We start from the raw sequence: 1,738 nt of genomic DNA on the forward strand, positions 1-1,738 counted from the left end.
AACCGCCCCGGATTCTCCGCCTGCGCCGCCCGGACCAGACCCCACACCGGAGCCTGCGCCAGATCCACCGCCTCACCGTCACGAACAGCCACCGCCCCCCGCGTCACCACCACCAGACGCGACCCCGCGAACCGCTCCTCCGCCAGCCACGCCTGCACCGCGCGCAGCACGCCCCGCGTCACCTCGCGCACGGCCACCGGAACGTCGCCGTCCGGGGTGGGCACGGCCGAGCAGTCCAGGACGACGGTCGCAGGGGCCGGGCCCTCGGCGGGCAGGGCGTCCCAGACCGTCCACTCCGCGCCCGCGTCCTGGGAGGCCGGGAGTTCCGACCACTCGACCGCGTACAGCGGGTCGGCCGAGCCCAGGTGCTCCGCCGACACCGCCCGGCCCTTCACGGAGGCCACGGTCAGCACCGGGCCGCCCGCCGGATCGGCGAGGTCGAGCCGCAACCCGCCACCGTCGAGCCGGACGATCCGCACCCGCACCGCCGACGCTCCGACGGCGCGCAGTGCGGCGCCCGTCCACGCGAACGGGACCACGGTGTCGTCGCTCCCGGTGTCCACGATGGCGACGTGCATGGCCGCGTCGAGCAGCGCCGGGTGCACGCCGAAGCCGTCGGCCGCCACGCCCTCGGGGAGTTCGACGTCCGCGAACAGCTCGTCGCCGCGCCGCCAGGCCGCCCGCAGGCCCCGGAAGGCGTGGCCGTAGCCGAACCCGGCCTCCGCCATCCGCTCGTACGCGCCGTCCACCGGCAGCGGCTCGGCGCCGACCGGCGGCCAGACGTCGAAAGCCTCCACCTCGACCGCTCCACCGACCGCCAGCGAACCGGCCGCGTGCTGGACCCACCCGGCGTCCGGATCCCCGTCCAGACGGGAGTGGATCGTGAGCTCCCGGCGGCCGGTGGCGTCCGGCGTGCCCACGCGGAGCTGGAGCTGGAGCGCTCCGTGCTCGGGCAGGACCAGCGGTGCGGCCAGCGTCAGTTCCTCGACCTGGTCGCAGCCCACCTCGGCGGCTGCGCGCAGCGCGAGTTCGAGCAGGCCGGCGCCGGGGACCAGGACCGTGCCCCGGACAACGTGGTCGGCCAGCCACGGGAACACGGACGTCGACAGGCGTCCCGTGAGCACCAGCCCGTCCTCGCCGGCCAGGTCGACGGCGGCGCCGAGCATGGGGTGCGTGGTCGCGCCGAGGCCCGCGGAGCGGACGTCGCCACCACGGGCGGCGAGGGGCGCGGGCCAGAAGCGGCGGCGCTGGAAGGCGTAGGTCGGCAGGTCGACGGGCCGGGCGCCGGTGCCGGCGAACAGGGCGGCCCAGTCCACCGTGGCGCCGTGGACGTGGAGCCGGGCGAGGGCGTCGACGAGGGTGCGCTCCTCGGCCCGGTTGCGGCGGAGCGCCGGGATGGCTTCGGCCGCGCCGTCGGGCAGGGCGGTCGCGGTGAGGGCGGTGAGGACGGCGTCGGGGCCGAGTTCGAGGTAGCGGGTGACGCCGGCGGTGTGGAGGGTCCGGATGCCGTCGGCGAAGCGGACGGCCTCGCGGACGTGGCGCACCCAGTAGTCGGGCTCCTGGAGGCCTTCGGCCAGTCCGCCGGTCAGGTTGGAGATCACCGGGATCGACGGCTCGCTGTACGCCAGCCGGCTGAGGACCGCACGGAAGTCCTCCAGCATCGGGTCCATCAGCGGCGAGTGGAACGCGTGCGAGACGCGCAGCCGCGTCGTCTTGCGATCGGCGAAGTGCGCCCGGA

The 1,738-nt window shown here is 76.1% G+C and carries 1 protein-coding gene; it reads right to left on the reverse strand.

Translation table 11 applies throughout. The features are described 5' to 3' along the window. Positions 1 to 1,738 (reverse strand): polyketide synthase dehydratase domain-containing protein (locus AB0C76_RS41285; protein ID WP_359975923.1); only part of this gene is annotated, 1,738 nt, incomplete at both ends.

Origin of the sequence: Kitasatospora sp. NPDC048722, from assembly GCF_040650235.1 — a bacterium.
Taxonomy (GTDB): domain Bacteria; phylum Actinomycetota; class Actinomycetes; order Streptomycetales; family Streptomycetaceae; genus Kitasatospora.